Origin of the sequence: Streptomyces sp. NBC_00390, from assembly GCF_036057275.1 — a bacterium.
Taxonomy (GTDB): Bacteria; Actinomycetota; Actinomycetes; order Streptomycetales; family Streptomycetaceae; genus Streptomyces.
In genome coordinates this window covers 4,577,298-4,596,105 of sequence record NZ_CP107945.1, presented here as the reverse complement: position 1 = coordinate 4,596,105, position 18,808 = coordinate 4,577,298, and the positions used below count along the sequence as shown (strand labels likewise).

Here is an 18,808-nt window from a genome sequence, read left to right as displayed (position 1 = left end):
GCGGGCCGGGGACCGTCACGGTCTTGGCCCGCACCCCGTGTCGCGGCGCGGCCCGCGGCGCGGCGGCGGTCCCGACCGGCGACGTTCGAGGTACCCGGGTTGTCTCGGGGGCCTGTCTCAGCGGCGGCGGACGCCGGCTTCCTCGGCGTACTCACCGAGGACGGCGACGCTGAACACGGCCTCGGCGTAGACCTTGACGGCACGCAGTGCGTTGCCGACCCGGTGCGAGGAGTGCCGCGCGGCGCCGGTGGCGGTCGCGCCGTCGCGTGGGTGGGGGACGCGGACTGTGGGATGGAGGGTTGCTGCGCTCATGACTCCATGATGGTTTTCCGCCACCCGCCGGGCATCGGGCTGTGGGCTGAATCCCGGGAGGGTGCGCGTACGACTCCAGACAGAGACCGCCCCCTACGGGATAGGCCCTGCGGCGGACCCCCGGGTCACCCCCGAGGCCGGACCCACGGCCGGACGCGTGGAAAACCGTTCGCGCCGGTGCCGAGAGGCTGACTAGACTCGCGGGCTTCCCCGCCTCCTCCGACCGACATCGAGGAGCGCCGCCGCCCGGACGGAAACCGGCCGGCTCGCCATGTCGTGTTTCCCGCATCACCAGCCGGAGGCAAACCCGTGCCCGCGCACGCCCCTGTACCGGACGTTTCCGCCCCCGCCCGCGGCGGCGTTCCCGTCGATTCACTCGATTCCGCCGATCCGCTGGGCCGTGAGCGCGCCCATCTCGCCGCATCGCGGGCCGCGCTGCGCGCGATGCGCGAGGACGTCGAGGCGCTCGACATCAAGGACGTCACCGCGAACTGGGTCAACGCCAGGGTTCTCGAGGCCCAGATCGAGGAGCGCATCAAGGCGCTCGCCGATCTGTCCCACACCCCGCTCTTCTTCGGCCGCCTCGACTATCTGCACACCACGCAGGAGGGGCAGCGCTTCTACATCGGCCGCCGGCACGTCCATGACGCGGACGGCGACCCGATGGTCATCGACTGGCGTGCGCCGGTCTCGCAGCCCTTCTACCGGGCGTCACGCAAGGATCCGCAGGACGTCGGCCTGCGGCGCCGCTTCGGCTACACGGGCGGGGATCTCACGGCGTACGAGGACGAGCACCTGACCGACCCGGGCGAGGCCGAGCAGACGTCGAAGCTCCTCCAGGCGGAGATCGAGCGGCCGCGCGTGGGCCCCATGCGGGACATCGTCGCGACGATCCAGCCGGAGCAGGACGAGATCGTCCGCAGCGGCCTGTCCGGCACTGTGTGTGTGCAGGGAGGCCCCGGCACCGGCAAGACGGCCGTCGGCCTGCACCGGGTCGCCTATCTTCTCTACGCCCACCGGGAGCGCCTCGCCCGCACGGGCACGCTCGTCATCGGCCCGAACCGTTCCTTCCTGCACTACATCGAGCAGGTCCTGCCGGCGCTCGGCGAACTGGAGGTGAAGCAGGCGACGGTCGACGACCTGGTGGCGCATGTGGAGGTGCGCGGCACGGACGTGGCGGCGGCGGCCGTGGTGAAGGGCGACGCGAGGATGGCGCAGGTGCTGCGCCGGGCTCTTCGCTCGCACGTCACGATGCCGGCCGAGCCGGTGGTGGTCGTACGGGGCTCGCGGCGGTGGCGGGTGCCGGCGTACGAACTCGAGGAGATCGTCCAGGAACTGCTGGACCGCGACATCCGCTACGGCGCCGCGCGCGACGCCCTTCCGCAGCGGATCGCACACACGGTGCTCGTGCGCATGGAACAGGCGGGCGAGGCGCCGGACGACCGGGTCCAGGACGCGGTGGCGCGCAACGCGGCGGTGAAGGCGGCGGTCAAGGCGGTGTGGCCGGCGGTCGATCCGGCGAAGCTGGTGCTGCGGCTGCTGTCCGACGCCGAGTTCCTGGCGGCGCATGCGGACGGGATCCTCACCGCCGAGGAACAGGCCACGATCCTGTGGCAAAAGCCGGCGCGGAGCGTGAAGTCCGTGAAGTGGTCCGCGGCGGACGCGGTGTTGATCGACGAGGCGACCGATCTGGTGCAGCGGACGCAGTCGCTCGGCCATGTCGTGCTCGACGAGGCGCAGGACCTGTCGCCGATGCAGTACCGCGCGGTGGGCCGGCGCTGCACGACGGGTTCGGCGACGGTGCTCGGCGACCTTGCGCAGGGGACGACGCCCTGGGCGACGGGCAGTTGGCAGGAAGCCCTGTCCCACCTGGGCAAGCCGGACGCGGCGGTGGAGGAGCTGACGGCGGGCTTCCGCGTCCCCCGGCAGGTCATCTCGTACGCCTCCCGCCTGCTTCCGCACATGTCGCCGGGGCTGGCCGAGGTCCACTCGGTGCGTGAGTCGCCGGGGTCGCTGTCGGTACGGGGGTCGGCCGACCTGGACGCGGATGTGATCGCGGCGTGCGTGGAGTCGCTGCGGCACGAGGGCTCGATCGGCCTGATCGCGGCGGACGAGCGCGTCCCGGCGCTCGCGGATGCGCTGCTGGCGGCGGGCATCGGATACCTGTCCCCCGGCGAGGAGACCACGCCGGACGCCCGCCTCACCCTGGTCCCGGCGTCGCTGGCGAAGGGCCTGGAGTACGACTACGTGGTCCTGGACGACCCGGCGTCGGTGGTGGCGGCGGAACCGGACGAGAGGACGGGCCTGCGTCGCCTGTATGTGGCGCTGACGAGGGCGGTGTCGGGCCTGACGGTCGTTCACGGTGCGCCGCTGCCGGTCCAGCTCTTTGACGGCGAACCCGTTTGACGCACCTGCCTCCAACCGGAATTGCCCGTGGGCCGGGCGGTCATGGAGCAACAGCTCCTTCGGCCCGCCGACCCGTGTCCGCACCGGTATGCGCTCGGTCCCGGTGATGCCGTCGCGGCCGTCACCCGCCGGGCACGCATTCGGGCGTGCGGCAGCTGCGCGCAAGGGCGCGCAGGGCTGAATCGCATCACCATCCGGGGTCGGTGGCCCGGCCGGCGGATTCAGGTCCGGCCGGAGGGACGGTCCGCCCCTTCGATCGCTCCGGCACACATCCGGTGCCTCGCATGCGCGTCACGTGCGTGCGAGGCAACCGGCTGCCGGATTCCCGGGTGTCAGAGGAGTTCGCTTACGACGCCTGTCGGCGTCACGCGTCCAGCGCCGCCCGCCACTGGCGCACCGCGTCCGCGGCGACCGGCCCGTCCCATCCGCCCGGCCTCGCCGCGCCGCCGATGTGGAAGGCGTCGACGCCCGCCGTGCGCAGGGCGGGCACATGGTCCAGGCGCAGGCCGCCGCCGACCAGCAGACGGGGCTCGTAGCCCGGTTCGCCGCCGCGTGCCGCTTCCGCGAGGAGCGTCGGCAGTCCGTCGTCGACACCCGTCGGGGAGCCGGCCGTCAGGTACGTGTCCAGGCCCGGCAGGTCCGCGAGCTGCTTGCGCAGGGAGTCGCGGTCCGCGGCGTGGTCGATGGCCCGGTGGAACGTCCAGCGGCATCCGTCCAGCGCCGCCCTCAGGCGCTCCACCGTGACCAGGTCCGGATCGCCCGTCTCGTCCAGGAAGCCGAGCACGAACTCGTCCGCGCCCTCCGCCCGTAGCCCCTGCGTCACCTGCACCAGGGCGTCCGCATCCGCCGGGGTGCCCGCAAGGAAGCCGTCGGCGAGACGCAGCATCACGCGCAGCGGGATGTCGACGGCCGCGCGGATCCTCGCGTACGTCTCGCGTGACGGGGTCAGCCCGTCCGCGGCCATGTCGGTGACCAGCTCCAGCCGGTCGGCCCCTCCGGTCCGGGCTGCGACCGCGTCCTCGGCGTCGAGGGCGATCACCTCCAGCAGTGCTCGGTTGCTCATGGGGCCTGTTCCTCCAGGTAGCCGGCTACAGCGACAGGTCTAGTCCAATAGTCCAGCCTAATGCCCGGGCCACGCATTGACAGCCGCAGGAACCGGCCTGGCTTCACACCCCACCCTTGGGGTTTATACGGGTGGGGGGTATATGGTGAAGTGAAAGTCGTACCTCCGAGGGGTATGAGCCCTCAGGACCGCGCAGGAGGCTCGGACCCATGCCCCACCCTTCCGTCACCGCCCCCCGCGAGATCGAGCTGGCCATCGGCGGCATGACCTGCGCCTCCTGCGCCGCCCGCATCGAGAAGAAGCTCAATCGCATGGACGGCGTCACGGCGACGGTGAACTACGCCACCGAGAAGGCGAAGGTGGCCTTCACCGGCCTGGTCGGTGTGGCCGATCTCATCGCCACCGTCGAGGCCACCGGCTACTCGGCGGCCGAGCCCGCACCCCCGGAGCCCCCGGAGCCCGAAGGCACCGCACCCGCGGAGCCCGACGAGCTCCGCCCGCTGCGCGAGCGACTCGTCACGGCCGTCGTCCTCGCCGTCCCCGTCGTCGCCATGGCCATGATCCCCGCGCTCCAGTTCCCGTACTGGCAGTGGCTGAGTCTCACCCTCGCCGCCCCGGTCGTCACCTACGCCGCCTGGCCCTTCCACCGCGCCGCGTTCACCAATGCCCGCCATGGCGCGGCCACCATGGACACCCTCATCTCGCTCGGCACCTCGGCCGCGTTCCTCTGGTCCCTGTGGGCCCTGTTCTTCGGTCACGCCGGTACGCCCGGCATGACCCACCCCTTCGAGTTCACGATCAGCCGCAGCGACGGCGCGAGCAGCATCTACCTGGAGGCCGCGGCCGGCGTCACCGCCTTCATCCTCGCCGGGCGGTACTTCGAGGCCCGCTCCAAACGCTCGGCGGGCGCCGCACTGCGGGCGCTGCTCGAACTCGGCGCCAAGGAAGTCACCGTCATCGCCTCCGACGGCCGGGAAGTCACCGTGCCCACGGCCCGGCTCGCCGTCGGCGACCGCTTCCTGGTCCGCCCCGGCGAGAAGATCGCCACCGACGGCACCGTCGTCGAGGGCACGTCCGCCGTCGACACCTCGACGCTGACCGGCGAGTCCGTCCCCGTCGAGGTCACCGTCGGCGGCTTCGTCACCGGCGCCACCCTGAACGCCGGCGGCCGTCTCGTCGTCGAGGCCACCCGCGTCGGGTCCGACACCCAACTCGCCCGGATGGCCAGGCTGGTCGAGGACGCCCAGAACGGCAAGGCCGCAGCCCAGCGACTCGCGGACCGCATCTCCGCCGTGTTCGTACCCGTGGTGCTCGTCCTCGCGCTCGCCACCCTCGGCGTGTGGTGGGCGCTCGGCGAGGGCTGGACGGCCGCGTTCACCGCCGCCGTCGCCGTACTGATCATCGCCTGCCCGTGCGCCCTGGGCCTTGCCACCCCGACCGCCCTCCTGGTCGGCACCGGACGCGGCGCCCAACTGGGGATTCTGATCAAGGGCCCGGAGGTCCTGGAGAGCACCCGCAAGGTCGACACGGTCGTCCTCGACAAGACCGGCACCGTCACCACCGGCCGGATGACCCTGCTCGCCGTGCATGCGCCGCACGAGTCGGAGACCGAAGTACTGCGGCTGGCAGGCGCGTTGGAGCACGCGTCCGAGCATCCGATCGCCCGGGCCGTCGCGGCGTGTGCGGCCGAGAAGGCCGGCCCGCTGCCCGTGCCCGAGGACTTCGTGAACGTGCCCGGGCTCGGCGTCCGAGGCGTGGTCGAGGGCCACACGGTCGTCGTCGGCCGTGAACAGCTGCTCGCCGGGGTCCCCCATGCCGAAGGCCAGGGCAGGGAGTTGGACCTGCCCGCCGATCTCGCACGCGCCAAGGCGCAGGCCGAGGCCGCGGGACGTACGGCGGTGATCGTGGCCTGGGACGGCCGGGCGCGCGCCCTCCTCGAGATCGCCGACGCGGTCAAGGAGACCAGCCCCGAGGCGATCCGGCGGCTGCGCTCGCTGGGGCTCGCCCCGATCTTGCTGACCGGCGACAACCGGGCGGTCGCCGAGGCCGTCGCGGCCGAGGTCGGCATCGCCGCCGAGGACGTGATCGCCGAGGTCCTGCCCGAGGACAAGGTCGACGTGATCAAGAAGCTCCAGTCCGAGGGCCGCAGCGTCGCCATGGTCGGCGACGGTGTCAACGACGCCGCCGCGCTCGCCCAGGCCGATCTCGGCCTGGCGATGGGTACGGGCACGGACGCCGCGATCGAAGCCGGTGACCTCACGCTCGTACGCGGTGATCTGCGGGCGGCCGCGGACGCGATCCGGCTGGCGCGCAGCACGCTCGGCACGATCCGCTCGAACCTGTTCTGGGCCTTCGCCTACAACGTGGCGGCACTCCCACTCGCCGCGGCGGGCCTGCTCAACCCGATGATCGCTGGTGCGGCCATGGCGTTCTCGTCGGTCTTCGTGGTCGGAAACTCGTTGCGGCTGCGGGGTTTCAAAGCCACCGCCTGACGCGCGGCGCGGCCCGGTGTGTCCGGGGACGGCGGGACGGCACCCCCGCGGCAGGCGGCATCCCGGACCGTGCGCAGCGTGGAGCCGTCCCTCTAGAGTCGCGTCATGACGGACCGCGCCCCCTCCGCAGACCACGACCGCTCCGCGGACCTCCGCGCCCGCTGGGCGCGGTCCCTGACCGCAGCCCGTGCGGGGACTTCGGACGCGCCCGATCCACTGCCGTACGCCGACAACCTGCTGGCCCGCTGGGCCGAGCCGCAGCGGCGCTACCACACCACGGACCACCTGATCGCGGTCCTCGACCACATCGACGCACTGGCCCCCCACGCCGCCGACCCCGATCTGGTCCGCCTCGCGGCCTGGTTCCACGACGCGGTCTACCTCCCCGACCGCTCGGAGAACGAGGAACGCTCGGCCCGCCTCGCCGAGCGCGGCCTCCCGGAGGCCGGACTGAGTCCGGCCGCCACGGCAGAGGTCGCCCGGCTGGTCCGCCTCACGGTCACGCATGCCCCGGCCCGCGACGACACCAACGGCCAGGTCCTGTGCGACGCGGACCTGGCGATCCTCGCGGCGCCCCCGGAGCCGTACGCCGCCTACACCGCGGCGGTCCGCGAGGAGTACGGCTTCGTCCCCGAGGACGCCTTCCGCGCGGGGCGTGCCGCGGTGCTGCGCCAACTGCTGGAGCTGCCCCGGCTGTTCCACACCCCGTACGGCGAGCGGGAGTGGGAGACGCGGGCCCGCGCCAACCTCGAGGCGGAGCTGGCACAGCTCACGTCCTGACCGGTCCCCCGGCCCACGTGCCCCGGGGCGCGTCAGCAGAAGTAGACGACCAGGCGGACGTGGTCGTCGCCGTGAAGCCCGGCGAGCGTACGCATGACCGAGAACACCGGCTCCCACTTCGCCGAGTCGACGAAGAGGAGCTTGCGCGGGGTGAAGACGACCGGGCGGTAGACGTGTTCGCCGACCGCCACCTCGGCACCCTCCGGCCAGTCGCGGGGGCTGTCCCGGTCGTCGCCGAACAGCTCGCCCGCCACATCCCACGCGTCACCCGGCAACGGCACGAAGCCCTCGAAGGCGAGGGTGCCGTCCGGCTGTCCGGCCCACTGCTCCACCTGGTTGTACGACGCCCGTCCGTCCACCGTGCACGGCCGGTCCAGGTCGACGGCGTCCAGCTCCGCCCAGGTGGCGTACGAAGCACTGTGCCCTCCGCCGTCCTCGGCCGACGTACGCACCCACTCGCACACGTCGTCCGGCAGCCCGCGCTGGTCGAACAGGGGCACGATCTCTCCGCCGGAGTACCCGAAGAGGCAGTCCCACGACATCTGGTCGCCACGGCCGGTGCGCAGTTCGTGCAGCCCGAGGCTCGGCGACCACTCCCTGTCGGCCGGCGCCCACCGCTCCTTGCCCCACAGCCGGCACTCGATCTCACCGTGTATGTCCACACCCATGAATGCCAACTCTACGGAGTGGTCCTGCGCTTGGGCCTGCGCCCCCTCGCCCGCCCCAGAGGCCCGCGTGACGGGGAGGCGGGAGTCCGTGCGCCGGTCCCTCGATCGTGGGACGCTGACGAGAGCGGCTGAACACCGCAGAGCTGTCGATCTACGCTCGACCCGTCGGGCCACCGGAGAAGGGAGTCGCGATGACCGCCGCGATGGCCGAGAACGCCCAGACGCCTCGCCGCCGCCAGTGGGACGACCTCCTGCAGGCATGGCGCGAGCTGGACGTGCCCGAGGGGTGGCGCGCGGAGATCGACGAAGGGCAGATCGTCTTGGTACCACCGCCCCATGCGCACCACAACGGCATCGCCGCCAAGGTGCAGCGAGTGCTCTACCGGAGCCTGCCCGACGAACTCGAGGTGTATCAGACGCTCGGCATCCACATCGCGCCGCTCGACAAGCTCTATGTACCTGACCTGGTCGTGATGCCGACAGAGGTGATCGCCGCCGTCGCACCGGAGACGAACGACCCGGTGGACGCGGCAGAGGCGCTGCTCGTCGTCGAGATCACGTCGAAGAGCAACGCCAAGGACGATCGGACCAAGAAGCTCTGGGCCTACGCGCACGCGCCCGTGCCCACGTACCTGCTGATCGACCGGTTCGACGAGCACGGCCCCACGGCGACTCTGTTCACCCAGCCGCAGAACGGTGCGTACAAGCACGCCGAGCGGGTGCCGTTCGGTGATCAGGTCAAGCTGCCCGAGCCGTTCGACGCCGTTCTGGACACCTCGGCGTTCCCGGGCTGATCACCGCGACGCCTCTTACGCGGGACGGTTCTTGGGCCTGCGAAGCCCCGCGACCGTGATACGGCGTACGAGCTCCTTGGAGCCGATCTCGACCGCGCCCGCCGCCACCGCGTCCCCGTACCTGTGCGACGGGACGTCGTAGTGGTCGCGTTCGAAGGCGCGCGGCGGGCAGCCGATCCCCGCCGCGAACGCGTGCAGCTCCTCGAACGACACATCGCTGACCATGTGGGACCACATGCGACCGTGCCCCGGCCAGGTCGGCGGGTCGATATAGACCGTCACCGCGGTCCGCCGCCGCTCATGCCGCCCCGCCCGCCGTCACCACAGTGCCCCGACGGGCGCCACGACCACACCCGCCTTGCCGCACACCCAGTGCGGGTCCGGCCCCAGCTCAGGTTCCACGTCGAGCGCGTGCGGGTCGCCCGCGTCGCACACCGGGCACAGCGGCCACCGCCCGTACCGCTCCAGCAGAGCGTCCTGGACGTCCTGGGCGATCAGGCCGGCGACGTACTCGATGCCCTCGGGCCACTGCTCGACCCACCAACGGCGGTGTGCCACCGCGTCCTCGACGAGGGAGACGACATCGGCCTCGGCCACGTCACGGGCGGCCAGATCGGCGAGCACCAGCGCACGTGCGGCATGCAGGGCCTGCTCGAGGGATTTCGTGCCGTCCATGAAGCCATTGTCACCCGGGACCGCGTCTCCAGGACCAGGGGGTCTTGACGGCACCCGAAATTCGAAAATATCTTTCAGATGTGACCAATCCAGTGAAGGAAATTTTCAAAGGGGAGGCACCACCGGCCCCCGCAGCCCTCGCGGCCAAGGTGCGCACGCTCTCGCCGTCCATGACCCGCTCCATGCAGCGGGTCGCCGAAGCCGTCGCCGACGACCCGGCAGGCTGCGCGGCCCTCACGGTCACCGGTCTCGCCGAGCTCACGGGCACCAGCGAGGCGACCGTGGTCCGCACCGCCCGGCTGCTCGGCTATCCCGGCTACCGCGACCTGCGCCTGGCGCTCGCCGGTCTCGCCGCCCACCAGCAGTCCGGCCGCGCCCCGTCCGTCACGGCGGACGTCGCGGTCGACGACCCGATCGCCGACGTCGTCACCAAGCTGGCGTACGACGAGCAGCAGACCCTCGCCGACACCGCCGCCGGTCTGGACACCGTGCAGCTCGGCGCGGCCGTCGCCGCCGCGTCGACCGCACGCCGCATCGACATCTACGGGGTGGGTGCGTCCTCCCTGGTCGGCCTGGACCTCGCCCAGAAACTCCTGCGCATCGGACTGATCGCGCACGCCCACACCGACCCGCACCTCGCCGTGACGAATGCGGTGCAGCTCCGTTCCGGCGACGTCGCCATCGCGATCACCCACTCCGGCTCCACCGGCGACGTGATCGAGCCGCTGCGGGTCGCCTTCGACCGGGGGGCGACGACGGTCGCGATCACCGGCCGCCCGGACGGCCCCGTGACGCAGTACGCCGACCATGTACTGACCACCTCCACCGCCCGCGAGAGCGAGCTGCGGCCGGCGGCGATGTCCTCGCGCACCAGCCAACTGCTCGTTGTGGACTGCCTGTTCATAGGCGTGGCACAGCGTACGTACGAGACGGCGGCCCCCGCCCTCGCCGCGTCGTACGAGGCTCTGGCGCACCGCCACAGCCCGCGCACGCGCTGAATCCTCCGCACCCGGACCGAGAAAGCAGAGCCGCCCCACATGCCCTCCAGGTACGACGAACTCCGCGCCCAGCTGGCCGCCCTCACCACCGAGGCGTTCCGTCCCGAGCTCGCCGACATCGACCGGCTCCCGACGCTCGAGATCGCACGGATCATGAACGCCGAGGACGCGACCGTGCCCGCCTCGGTGGCCGCGCAGCTTCCCGCCATCGCCGCCGCGATCGACGGGACCGCCGAGCGCATGTCCCGCGGTGGCCGGCTGATCTACGCGGGCGCGGGCACGGCGGGCCGCCTGGGCGTGCTGGACGCGAGCGAGTGCCCGCCCACGTTCAACACCGACCCGTCGGAGGTCGTCGGCCTGATCGCGGGCGGCCCGACGGCCATGGTCAAGGCGTCCGAGGGCGCGGAGGACAGCAAGGAGCTGGCGGCGGCGGACCTGGACGAGCTGAAGCTCACGGCGGACGACACCGTGCTCGGCATCTCGGCGTCGGGCCGCACGCCGTACGCCATCGGCGCGGTGGAGCACGCCCGTGCGCTGGGCGCGCTGACGATCGGGCTGTCCTGCAACGCGGACAGTGCGCTGGGCGCGGCGGCGGACCACCCCATCGAGGTGGTCGTCGGCCCCGAACTGCTCACCGGATCCACCCGGTTGAAGGCGGGGACGGCACAGAAGCTGGTCCTCAACATGATCTCGACGATCACGATGATCCGCCTCGGCAAGACGTACGGAAACCTGATGGTCGACGTCCGCGCCTCCAACGACAAGCTGCGCGCCCGCTCCCGCCACATCGTGTCGCTGGCGACGGGCGCGACGGACGCGGAGATCGAATCGGCACTGGCCGCGACGGACGGCGAGGTCAAGAACGCGATCCTGACGCTGCTGGCCGGGGTGGACGCGGAGACGGCGTCGCGCCTGCTGAAGGAGAGCGCGGGCCACCTGCGCGCGGCACTGACGGCGTCGGGCCAGGCCTGACAGGGGGCGGCTACCCCCGCGGGGCGGGCCCCGGCCCGCATGCCGCCCGCTCCGCCGTACGCGGGGTCCGGGGCGGAGCCCCGCAGCGGCGCCGCGCCCGGGTCCGGGCAGGGCGGAGGGGGATGCAGGCCGCCCTGGGGTGGTGGTCGGGGGTGCGGGCGAGCAATGCAGCGGCTGGGGGTTCCCGGACGGAGTCCGGGGGGATCGAGACGCGAGGTCCGGTGCAAAGCCCTTCAGAGGCGCGGCGCCCTCGGTCCGGGCCAGGCACGGGGCCGGGGGACGTGCCCCCGGCAGCGCACGCCCCCCGCTCCCACCCGGACCACGGCGGCTACGCCGCCCCCGCCCCCGCTCCCGCTCCCTCCGTCACCGACACCCGCCCCTTCTTGATCGTCGCCAGCCTCGTCGCCTTCCGCGCCAGCGTCGAATCATGCGTGACCAGCACGAACGTGAACGCGTGCTCCCGCCACAACCCCTCCAGCACCTCCATCACCTCGTCCCGCATCGACTCGTCGAGGTTCCCCGTCGGCTCGTCCGCCAGCAGCACCGCCGGCCTCTTCACCAGTGCCCGCGCGATCGCCACCCGCTGCTGCTGCCCGCCCGACAGCTCGCCGGGCAGATGGCCTCCGCGCTCTCCCAGGCCCACCGACCCCAGCGCCTCCGCCGCCCGGGAACGCCGCTCCTTGGCCCGCAGCCCCAGCGGCACGAGCGCCGTCTCGACGTTCTCCTGCGCCGTCAGTGTCGGGATCAGGTTGAAGCTCTGGAACACGAAGCCGATCTTCTCCGCCCGGACCCTCGTGAGCCTCGCCTCCGGCAGCGTCGCGAGATCCGTCCCGTCCAGGACGACGCTCCCCTGCGTCGGCCGGTCCAGCCCGCCCAGCATCTGGAGCAGCGTCGACTTGCCGCCGCCTGTCGGGCCCTGGATCACCAGCCGCCCGCCGTCCTCGATCGTCAGGTCCACGCCGTCCAGCGCGGTCACCGACTCCTTGCCCCGCCGGTAGCGCTTGGTGACGCCACTGAGCTCATACATCTTCAACTCCTGTTGTACGTGAGTGAGTACGTGAGTGCGTCGGCTACTCGACGCGGCGCAGCGCATCCGCCGGCCGCAGCCGCGACGCACGCCACCCGCCGAAACCGCCCGCCACCAGCCCGCCCGCCACGGCGAGCGCGACCGCCAGTGCGATGGTCATGAGCGAGACCGGCGCGCTCAGCGCGATGTCCAGGGCGCGGCCCGCCGTCTCCTGGCCGGGCCCGCCCGGGCCGCCACCGAAGGCGACCCGGCCGCCGCCCGCCGCGCCGCCACCGCCGAGCCCGCCGCCCAGTTCCGCGGTCAGCGTCGGGCTGAACGTCGTGATCAGCCACGCCCCCGCCAGCCCCAGACCGATCCCGAGCGCCCCGCCGACCAGCCCGTTGACCAGTGCCTCACCGGCGACCTGGCGGGTGACCCGGCCGCTCTTCCAGCCCAGCGCCTTGAGCGTGCCGAACTCCCGCACCCGCCGGCTCACCGCCGCCGACGTCAGCAGCCCCGCCACCAGGAACGCCGCCGCCAGCACCACGATCGACAGCCACCTGCCGACACCCGACGCCAGGTCGGACGCGGTCGACAGGGATCCGGAGACCGTTTCGGCGAGGTCCGCGGACGTCGTCACCGTCGTCCCTGGGATGTTCTTCCGGATGGTCTGCTTGACGCCGTCGATCCGCTGCGAGTCGGACGCCTGCACATAGACCGTCGTCACCTTGTTCTTCGCGTCGGCGAGCGTCTGCGCCTGCTTCAGCGGCAGATAGACATTGGCCGCCGCGTCCCCGCTGTCCGCCGTCGCGATGCCGACGATCTCGTACTTCGTCCCGGAGACGGTGAGCTTGTCGCCGACCGCGAGCTTCTTCTCCTTGGCGTACGCACTGTCGGCCACGGCCACCTTGGCGTCGCTCTCGCTCTCCTTGAACGTCCGCCCCGAGGTGATCTTCGAGGACGTCAGCGGGCCGAGCCCCTGATGCGAGACATCCGTTCCGTACACGGTGTACGAGTCGACGTCGAACGCCGCCCCGCCCCCGCGCACGGCCCCGCCGCCGCTCCCGCCGGTCCCTCTGCCGGAACCGCCCGGCTGCGCCGGCATCACCTGCGCCTCGCCCCGCTTGAACTGCCCGTTGACCTTCATCACGCGCAGGCTCAGCCCGCCGACCGCGTCCGCGACCCCGTCCTGCTTGCCGACCTTGTCCACCGTCGAGGCCGCCAGCGTCTCGAACCCCTGGACCATCACCAGGTCCTGGCTCTGCTCGGCGTCGTCGTCGTTGTCCTTGGCGTCGAACTCGAACCGCGGGCGCCGCGCCGTCTCCCCCTCGCCCGGCGGCGACGCCGCCTTGGTCACGGTCATGTCCGTGCCGAGTCCGTACAGCGATTCCAGGACCTTGTCCTGAGCGCGGTTCATCCCGGACGACACCGAGTTGACCACGATGACCAGCGCGATCCCGAGGGCGAGCCCCGAGGCGACGACGAGCGCCGCCTTTCTGCGGCGGCGCAGTTCGCGCCGGAGGTAGGTGAAGAACATGGCGCGAACGTAGGTACGCGAGGTGATGGGGAGTTAAGCCTGCCATGAGAGCCGCATGAGAACGGCGACACGCTCCGTGCGACAAACACCCGGCCCAGCGGTTCAATGGACGACATGGGTCTCCGGCGACGCGCGGGACGCCACCGAAGCAGAGCCGTGTCCGCAGCGGGCCTGGCCTTCCTGCTCGCGGCCACATGTGCCACGACCGCCACCGCCGCGGCACCCGCCGAAGCGCCCCCGACGGCCACACGGCAGCCGCCCCCGCAGCCCCCGCCCCAGCTCAAAGAGGCCCAGGTCGACAACGCCGTTGCCAAGCTCGACGGCATCGTCCGGGACGGCATGCGCAAGACCGGCGTACCGGGCGTCGCCGTGGCCGTCGTGCACAAGGACCGCGTGGTGTACCTCAAGGGCTTCGGCGAACGCCAGGTCGGCAAGCCCGGCGCCGTCGAGCCGGACACCGTCTTCCAGCTCGCGTCCCTCTCCAAGCCCCTCGCCTCCACCGTCGTCGCCGACGCCGTGGGCGACAAGGCCGTCACCTGGGACGAACCGGTCACCGAGCATCTGCCCGGCTTCGCGCTGAAGGACCGCTGGGTCACCGAACACGTCACCGTCGCCGACCTCTTCTCGCACCGCAGCGGTCTGCCCGACCACGCGGGCGACCTGCTCGAAGACCTCGGCTACGACCGGGACTACATCCTCGGTCACCTGCGCCTCGAACCGCTGACCCCGTTCCGCGCGAGCTATGCGTACACCAACTACGGTGTCACCGCCGCAGCCGAGGCGGTCGCCGACGCCAAGGACACCACCTGGGAGAAGCTCGCCGAGGACAGCCTGTACGGCCCTGCCGGCATGAACTCCACCAGTTCGCGCTTCGCCGACTACGAGAAGGCCGCCAACAGGGCGGTCACTCACGTCGAGACCGGCGACGGCACCTGGGCCGCGAAGTACGTACGGGACGCCGACGCCCAGTCCCCCGCCGGCGGAGTCAGCTCCACCGCCGAGGACATGGCCCGCTGGGTACGTCTCCAGCTCGCGAACGGCAAGCTCGACGGCAAGCAGATCATCCCCGCCGCGCCCCTCGAACGCACCCACCTGCCCGAGATCGTCTCCCAGCCCCCGGCCACCCCCACCGGCCGGACCGGCTTCTACGGACTGGGCTGGAACGTCAGCTACGACGACCAGGGCAGGCTGCGCCTCAGCCACTCCGGCGCGTTCGCGCTCGGCGCCAACACCAATGTCACCCTGCTGCCGAGCGAGCAGCTGGGCATCGTCGTCCTCACCAACGGGATGCCGGTCGGCCTCGCCGACTCCATCGCGTTCAACTTCTTCGACACAGCCCAGTACGGCAAACCCACCGCCGACTGGCTCTCCCTGATCGGAAAGGTCTACGAGCAGGAGGAGGCAGAGCTCAGGTCCCCCACGGACTATGCCGAACCGCCGCCCGATCCGGCTCCTGCCAGGCCCGAAGGCGCCTACCTCGGCACCTACCGCAACGACTACTACGGCCCGCTCCGGGTCACCGCCGCCGGCGGCGCACTGACCCTGCAACTCGGCCCCGACAGGATGCGGTTCCGCCTCACCCACTACGACGGCGACACCTTCAGCTTCCGGACCGTCGGCGAGAACGCGGTCGGACTCTCCGGCGTGACCTTCTCCGGCGACCTCGACGGCAAGGCCACACGGGTGCGCGTGGAGAGTCTCGACCGGAACGGCCTCGGCACCTTCACCCGCGGATAGGGCGTCTCACGGCAGACGACCCTCCGCGTTGATCTCCCGTACGCGCGCCCGCAGCACCTCGCCCGGCCCCGCCGGCCGGAGCGCCTCGACGGGACAGTCCCACTCCAGCCCTCCGCCGGGCGGCCGAAGTTGGATGTACGTCCCGACGTGTCCCATCACCTGCCCCACACGCCCGTCGCGGCGGTCCACGGCGTACGAGCCCGTCCTGGGCCCCTCGGCCGTCACGGCCTGAGCCCCTGGAGGACGGCGGCCAGCCGAAGCGCCGTGTCCAGGTTGCAGCGCCCCAGGTCGACCAGCGGATAGGGCGTATCGCTCGCCAGCGACACGAGGTCGACCCGGAGCGAGGGCAGCGTCACGGCCACCACATCGAGACCGTCCCTGAGCTGGGCCAACACTTCCTCGGCGGCCCGCAGCCGCTCCGCCGGTCGCACGACCATGATCTGGAACCTCCACGCTGAGTGTTCTCTTTCCCTACACAGCGTGGTCGACGGACGGCTAGCCTGACCAGTAGCGGACGCCCAACAACCCCATCTGTCCTAACCGGAGTTGACAATGCCCGGTCCCAAGGATCTCGATCCGTCCACTTCTCCCCGTGCGCTGCTCGGCGCAGAACTGCGCCACGCCCGCGAGAAGGCGGGCCTGACCCAGGAGGAACTGGGCCGCCCGCTGTTCGTGAGCGGCTCGTTCATCGGCCAGTTGGAGGCCGGGACGCGGCGGATGCAGCCGGAGTACGCGGGACAGATGGACGAGATCCTGGAGACGAACGGCTTCTTCGCGCGGAACTGTTCGGCCGCCAGCAGGTCCAAGTACCCGAACCACTTCGCGGAGGCGGTGGAAGCAGAAGCGGCTGCGACGCAGATCAAGCAGTACGTGCCCCTGCTGATCCCGGGCTTGCTCCAGGCTGAGACATACGCGCGGGCCGTGTTCCGCGCGTACCGGCCAACGGCCGCGGAGGAGTCCATCGACGAGCTGGTGGCCGCCCGAATTGAACGCGGACAGCTGTTGAACGGTCCAACAGCGCCTCTGTTTTGGACGGTTCTGGACGAAGCGGCTCTGTGTCGCCCCGTTGGCGGACCGGCGGTAATGGCGGAGGCACTACGACACGTCGCGGCACTGGTCAAAATTCACCAGGTCATCGTGCAAGTGCTCCCCTTCAAGGTGGGCGCACACGCCGCAATGGACGGCGCACTCAAGCTGATGTCCTTCCCGGACGCTCCCCCACTCGCCTATGTCGATGGCCCCGGCACAGGCCACCTGTTGGACGACCCGGCCACTGTCGCACGGCACGGACTGACCTACGATCTGCTGGCGGCGAGCGCACTCTCTCCACAGGAATCTCTGGCCCTGATCGAGTCGGCGGCGGAGGATTACGCGCATGAAGAGCAACAGCCCTGAGTACGACCTGAGCACGGCGATCTGGCACAAGTCCAGCTACAGCGGCGGGGATGGCGGCGACTGCCTGGAGGTCGCGACCTGGCGGAAGTCGACCTACAGCGGAGCCAGCGGCAGCGACTGCCTCGAAGTCGCCGACGGTCACCCCGACATCGTCCCCGTCCGCGACTCGAAGAACCCCGACGGCCCGAAGCTCACCTTCCGGACCGCCGCCTGGTCCTCCTTCGTCGCGGACCTCAAGAACGGGACGCCGACTACAGGCTGAGCGCGTCCTCCGCGTTGTCCATCCAGGCGGTCACGGAGTTCTTGTCGGGCGAGACGTACAGGCCGGGGGTCGACGCCGTGAGCGGCGTCTGCTCCAGGTCGGACGCGGTGTTCATGGTCATCGCGATGGAGTTGACGGTCCTGCCCTTGCCGTCGTTCGCTCCGCCCATGAGCCCGGCGTACGCCGTCTTGCCCGGCTCGAGCCTGATCTCGTCCTCGATGCCGGGGGCCTCCCCCCGCTCGGTCGCCGCGCCGTCCAGGTCGCCGAAGGTCACGATCGGGTGGCCCAGCACGTCGCACGGCTTACCGCTCTTGTTGGTGATCTTGAGCAGGTAGCTGCTGGTGGTGGCCTCCGCGCGGGTCGCGGTGAACTTCACGTCGAACGTGCTGCACGGGAAGACGTTGTAGTCGGGGTCGGCCGTCGAACCGTCACCGCCGCCGGACGAGTCCTTGCTCGGGGAGCCGGACGGCGTCGCCGGCTTCGAGGGGGTCGCGGACTTCGAGGGGCTCGCGACCGGCGTCGGAGTGCCGGCCGGCTCGGCGATCTGCTCGTCGGGCCCACAGGCGGTCAGCGCCAGTGCGGACGCGGCGGCAAGGACGACGGCGGCTCTGCGTACGGTGCTCATGTGGTGTCTCCCCCGAGTGAGCAGCGCGAGTGCGCTGGTGAACTCCAGCATCCCGCAGGACCTTCACAGCTTGGTGACGAAGCCTTGCCGAATCCACCACGGTCATCCGGAGTCCGGCAGCAGCGCCGCGCCCGCCTTCAGCACGGCCTCGGCCTCCTCCGGCGTCAGCGCTTCACGCAGGAAGTCCACGGCCCGGCGCAGTCCGTCCCCCGTCTGGTACGGGAAGTCGGTGCCGAGCATCAGCCGGTCGGCGCCGTACGAGTCCGCCGCCGCGCGCACGGCGGGAGCGTGGCCGTGGGCCACCGTGTCGTAGTACATGCGCCGGGCGGCGACGGTCGGCATCTCGACGATGTCCGGGGCCTCCCACGGGATGTGCTCGTCGGCGCGCGGCAGCAGCATCGGGAGCGCGCCGCCGAGATGCGCATGCACGATCCGCAGCCTCGGGAAACGACGCGGAATGCCCTCGAGCATGAGGTGCATCGCGCAGATGGTGTCCTCCATCGGCGCGCCCACCATCCAGCGCATGCGGTTCTCGGCGATCAGCGGCGACCCGGCGTCGCGCCCCGCCGGATGAAGACTCAGCACCGAGCCCCGGTGGTCCAACTCCTCGAACAGCGGGCGGAAGACGGGGTCGCCGAGACTGCGCCCCAGTACGGACGTGGTCAGCCCAACCCCTGCCATGCCGAGATCGTCGAGCGCGTGGGCCAACTCCTCCAGCGAGGCGTCCAGATGGGGCAGGGGCAGCGCGGCGAACGCGGAGAAGCGCCGCGGCCGGTCGCGTACGACGTCGGCGTAGAGGTCGTTGGCGAGGCGCGCGGCCCTGACCGCCTCGGCCTCGGCGGCGAAGTACGGGGTCTGCGGGGAGACGGACAGGATCTGATGGTCGATGCCCGCGGCGTCGTTCATCGCGAACCGGGCGTCGAGCTCCGCCGGGCTGTCACCGGCTCCGAGTCCTCGCTGGGGCGCGGTGTCCTCGCGACCGTAGGACTCCAGGAGACGGAGATAGCCCTCGCTCCACAGGTGGGCGTGCACATCGGTGCGCATCGTCTCCAGCATCACGCCGCCCGGATGGGCTGTCCACCGGAG

General features: G+C 71.5%; 20 protein-coding genes. 9 read left to right on the top strand and 11 right to left on the bottom strand.

The annotated features are described in order from the left end of the window. Positions 1-117: 117 nt before the first annotated feature. Positions 118-312 carry a hypothetical protein gene (locus OHS70_RS20180; RefSeq protein WP_328399186.1) on the bottom strand — a complete coding sequence of 65 codons (195 nt, stop codon included), beginning with the start codon at positions 310-312 and terminating at the stop codon, positions 118-120. 393 nt (positions 313-705) lie between these two features. Between OHS70_RS20180 and OHS70_RS20175 the strand changes: the two genes are divergently transcribed. Beyond that, complete coding sequence (locus OHS70_RS20175; protein WP_328405776.1) at positions 706-2,718, top strand: HelD family protein; 2,013 nt, start codon at positions 706-708, stop codon at positions 2,716-2,718. A gap of 364 nt (positions 2,719-3,082) precedes the next feature. Here OHS70_RS20175 and OHS70_RS20170 read toward each other — a convergent pair whose 3' ends face one another. After that, positions 3,083-3,781 (bottom strand): copper homeostasis protein CutC, encoded by a 699-nt coding sequence (locus OHS70_RS20170; protein ID WP_328399185.1) that lies wholly within the window; start codon positions 3,779-3,781, stop codon positions 3,083-3,085. Positions 3,782-3,990: 209 nt separating this feature from the next. On the opposite strand from OHS70_RS20170, the gene OHS70_RS20165 reads away from it, so the two are divergent. Both OHS70_RS20165 and OHS70_RS20160 read left to right on the top strand, forming a co-directional pair. After that, entirely contained in the window at positions 3,991-6,273 is a 2,283-nt protein-coding gene (locus OHS70_RS20165) for a heavy metal translocating P-type ATPase (RefSeq protein WP_328399184.1), read from the top strand. A gap of 105 nt (positions 6,274-6,378) precedes the next feature. Beyond that, positions 6,379-7,053 (top strand): HD domain-containing protein, encoded by a 675-nt coding sequence (locus tag OHS70_RS20160; protein WP_328399183.1) that lies wholly within the window; start codon positions 6,379-6,381, stop codon positions 7,051-7,053. 32 nt (positions 7,054-7,085) lie between these two features. Here the strand turns inward: OHS70_RS20160 and OHS70_RS20155 are convergent, their stop codons facing one another. Further along, complete coding sequence (locus OHS70_RS20155) at positions 7,086-7,721, bottom strand: hypothetical protein (protein WP_328399182.1); 636 nt, start codon at positions 7,719-7,721, stop codon at positions 7,086-7,088. Positions 7,722-7,912: 191 nt separating this feature from the next. Between OHS70_RS20155 and OHS70_RS20150 the strand changes: the two genes are divergently transcribed. Then, on the top strand, positions 7,913-8,515 hold the full coding sequence (locus tag OHS70_RS20150) for a Uma2 family endonuclease (RefSeq protein WP_328399181.1): 603 nt from the start codon (positions 7,913-7,915) through the stop codon (positions 8,513-8,515). A 15-nt stretch (positions 8,516-8,530) separates the two neighbouring features. On the opposite strand, the gene OHS70_RS20145 is transcribed toward OHS70_RS20150, so the two are convergent. Together OHS70_RS20145 and OHS70_RS20140 are read right to left on the bottom strand one after the other, a co-directional pair. After that, entirely contained in the window at positions 8,531-8,797 is a 267-nt protein-coding gene (locus OHS70_RS20145; RefSeq protein WP_328399180.1) for a DUF4031 domain-containing protein, read from the bottom strand. 36 nt (positions 8,798-8,833) lie between these two features. Continuing rightward, positions 8,834-9,190 (bottom strand): hypothetical protein, encoded by a 357-nt coding sequence (locus OHS70_RS20140; RefSeq protein WP_328399179.1) that lies wholly within the window; start codon positions 9,188-9,190, stop codon positions 8,834-8,836. An 80-nt stretch (positions 9,191-9,270) separates the two neighbouring features. Here OHS70_RS20140 and OHS70_RS20135 point away from each other — a divergent pair, with 80 nt between their 5' ends. Both OHS70_RS20135 and murQ read left to right on the top strand, forming a co-directional pair. Next, complete coding sequence (locus OHS70_RS20135) at positions 9,271-10,188, top strand: MurR/RpiR family transcriptional regulator (RefSeq protein ID WP_328399178.1); 918 nt, start codon at positions 9,271-9,273, stop codon at positions 10,186-10,188. Between the two features lie 39 nt (positions 10,189-10,227). Beyond that, entirely contained in the window at positions 10,228-11,160 is a 933-nt protein-coding gene (gene murQ / locus OHS70_RS20130; protein ID WP_328399177.1) for an N-acetylmuramic acid 6-phosphate etherase, read from the top strand. A 328-nt stretch (positions 11,161-11,488) separates the two neighbouring features. Here murQ and OHS70_RS20125 read toward each other — a convergent pair whose 3' ends face one another. Then, positions 11,489-12,187, bottom strand: a complete 699-nt coding sequence (locus OHS70_RS20125) for an ABC transporter ATP-binding protein (protein ID WP_328399176.1) — start codon at positions 12,185-12,187, stop codon at positions 11,489-11,491. A 43-nt stretch (positions 12,188-12,230) separates the two neighbouring features. Continuing rightward, the gene (locus OHS70_RS20120; RefSeq protein ID WP_328399175.1) at positions 12,231-13,703 is read right to left on the bottom strand and encodes an ABC transporter permease; all 1,473 of its coding nucleotides are present in this window, start codon (positions 13,701-13,703) and stop codon (positions 12,231-12,233) included. A 114-nt stretch (positions 13,704-13,817) separates the two neighbouring features. Here OHS70_RS20120 and OHS70_RS20115 point away from each other — a divergent pair, with 114 nt between their 5' ends. After that, positions 13,818-15,440 carry a serine hydrolase gene (locus tag OHS70_RS20115; RefSeq protein WP_443062627.1) on the top strand — a complete coding sequence of 541 codons (1,623 nt, stop codon included), beginning with the start codon at positions 13,818-13,820 and terminating at the stop codon, positions 15,438-15,440. 6 nt (positions 15,441-15,446) lie between these two features. Here the strand turns inward: OHS70_RS20115 and OHS70_RS20110 are convergent, their stop codons facing one another. Both OHS70_RS20110 and OHS70_RS20105 read right to left on the bottom strand, forming a co-directional pair. After that, positions 15,447-15,665 (bottom strand): hypothetical protein, encoded by a 219-nt coding sequence (locus tag OHS70_RS20110; protein WP_328406203.1) that lies wholly within the window; start codon positions 15,663-15,665, stop codon positions 15,447-15,449. Then, positions 15,662-15,877 carry a hypothetical protein gene (locus OHS70_RS20105; protein WP_328399173.1) on the bottom strand — a complete coding sequence of 72 codons (216 nt, stop codon included), beginning with the start codon at positions 15,875-15,877 and terminating at the stop codon, positions 15,662-15,664. Before OHS70_RS20105 ends, OHS70_RS20110 begins: the two co-directional genes overlap by 4 nt. Positions 15,878-15,992: 115 nt before the next feature. On the opposite strand from OHS70_RS20105, the gene OHS70_RS20100 reads away from it, so the two are divergent. Next, positions 15,993-16,835 carry a helix-turn-helix domain-containing protein gene (locus OHS70_RS20100; protein ID WP_328399172.1) on the top strand — a complete coding sequence of 281 codons (843 nt, stop codon included), beginning with the start codon at positions 15,993-15,995 and terminating at the stop codon, positions 16,833-16,835. Beyond that, the gene (locus OHS70_RS20095; RefSeq protein WP_328399171.1) at positions 16,816-17,097 is read left to right on the top strand and encodes a DUF397 domain-containing protein; all 282 of its coding nucleotides are present in this window, start codon (positions 16,816-16,818) and stop codon (positions 17,095-17,097) included. Before OHS70_RS20100 ends, OHS70_RS20095 begins: the two co-directional genes overlap by 20 nt. On the opposite strand, the gene OHS70_RS20090 is transcribed toward OHS70_RS20095, so the two are convergent. Together OHS70_RS20090 and OHS70_RS20085 are read right to left on the bottom strand one after the other, a co-directional pair. Then, positions 17,087-17,722: a DUF4232 domain-containing protein gene (locus tag OHS70_RS20090; RefSeq protein ID WP_328399170.1), complete on the bottom strand. Its 636-nt coding sequence runs from the start codon at positions 17,720-17,722 to the stop codon at positions 17,087-17,089. The genes OHS70_RS20095 and OHS70_RS20090 overlap by 11 nt on opposite strands. 102 nt (positions 17,723-17,824) lie before the next feature. Then, complete coding sequence (locus tag OHS70_RS20085; protein WP_328399169.1) at positions 17,825-18,766, bottom strand: amidohydrolase family protein; 942 nt, start codon at positions 18,764-18,766, stop codon at positions 17,825-17,827. Positions 18,767-18,808 lie beyond the last annotated feature (42 nt).

Bases quoted from the DNA above. Each gene is read 5' to 3' on its own strand.
- OHS70_RS20180 (WP_328399186.1), bottom strand. From the start codon at position 312: ATGAGCGCAGCAACCCTCCATCCCACAGTCCGCGTCCCCCACCCACGC.
- OHS70_RS20170 (WP_328399185.1), bottom strand. From the start codon at position 3,781: ATGAGCAACCGAGCACTGCTGGAGGTGATCGCCCTCGACGCCGAGGAC.
- OHS70_RS20165 (WP_328399184.1), top strand. From the start codon at position 3,991: ATGCCCCACCCTTCCGTCACCGCCCCCCGCGAGATCGAGCTGGCCATC.
- OHS70_RS20160 (WP_328399183.1), top strand. From the start codon at position 6,379: ATGACGGACCGCGCCCCCTCCGCAGACCACGACCGCTCCGCGGACCTC.
- OHS70_RS20155 (WP_328399182.1), bottom strand. From the start codon at position 7,721: ATGGGTGTGGACATACACGGTGAGATCGAGTGCCGGCTGTGGGGCAAG.
- OHS70_RS20150 (WP_328399181.1), top strand. From the start codon at position 7,913: ATGACCGCCGCGATGGCCGAGAACGCCCAGACGCCTCGCCGCCGCCAG.
- OHS70_RS20140 (WP_328399179.1), bottom strand. From the start codon at position 9,190: ATGGACGGCACGAAATCCCTCGAGCAGGCCCTGCATGCCGCACGTGCG.
- murQ (WP_328399177.1), top strand. From the start codon at position 10,228: ATGCCCTCCAGGTACGACGAACTCCGCGCCCAGCTGGCCGCCCTCACC.
- OHS70_RS20125 (WP_328399176.1), bottom strand. From the start codon at position 12,187: ATGTATGAGCTCAGTGGCGTCACCAAGCGCTACCGGCGGGGCAAGGAG.
- OHS70_RS20120 (WP_328399175.1), bottom strand. From the start codon at position 13,703: ATGTTCTTCACCTACCTCCGGCGCGAACTGCGCCGCCGCAGAAAGGCG.
- OHS70_RS20115 (WP_443062627.1), top strand. From the start codon at position 13,818: ATGGGTCTCCGGCGACGCGCGGGACGCCACCGAAGCAGAGCCGTGTCC.
- OHS70_RS20105 (WP_328399173.1), bottom strand. From the start codon at position 15,877: ATGGTCGTGCGACCGGCGGAGCGGCTGCGGGCCGCCGAGGAAGTGTTG.
- OHS70_RS20100 (WP_328399172.1), top strand. From the start codon at position 15,993: ATGCCCGGTCCCAAGGATCTCGATCCGTCCACTTCTCCCCGTGCGCTG.
- OHS70_RS20095 (WP_328399171.1), top strand. From the start codon at position 16,816: ATGAAGAGCAACAGCCCTGAGTACGACCTGAGCACGGCGATCTGGCAC.
- OHS70_RS20090 (WP_328399170.1), bottom strand. From the start codon at position 17,722: ATGAGCACCGTACGCAGAGCCGCCGTCGTCCTTGCCGCCGCGTCCGCA.
- OHS70_RS20085 (WP_328399169.1), bottom strand. From the start codon at position 18,766: ATGCGCACCGATGTGCACGCCCACCTGTGGAGCGAGGGCTATCTCCGT.